Genomic DNA, 273 nt, shown 5'->3' with positions numbered 1-273 from the left:
ACTATTACCTGAAGTGCATTAACGAAACAATTGGTGAGCTGTTAGCGCTTGAGAATGTAGCTATCTCCTCAATCAAGGCCTTTTTCCCACCCCAAATCTCTTCGACATTTATCTCGCGCTTGAGCAGTGAAATGAAGATAGGCAAGGAAAAATTCGTGGATATAGCCCATGGTGGCAAAGATCTTTTTACCTCATCTCTGCCCTATGCGCTACAATACGCTCGCGAGCAGCAGATAGTCAAAGCTGGCGACATCGGACTGATCATCAACGTCG

The 273-nt window shown here is 45.8% G+C and carries 1 protein-coding gene; it reads left to right on the top strand.

From position 1 onward, the window contains the following. The coding region (locus AB1471_RS17335) for a 3-oxoacyl-[acyl-carrier-protein] synthase III C-terminal domain-containing protein (RefSeq protein ID WP_367780976.1) at positions 1-273 on the top strand (273 nt) is incomplete at both ends.

This window comes from Jeotgalibacillus marinus, from assembly GCF_040801915.1.
Classification (GTDB): Bacteria; Bacillota; Bacilli; order Bacillales; family Jeotgalibacillaceae; genus Jeotgalibacillus; species Jeotgalibacillus marinus.
Note: the sequence above shows the minus strand (reverse complement) of the source record. Positions and strands in the feature narration are given on the sequence as shown.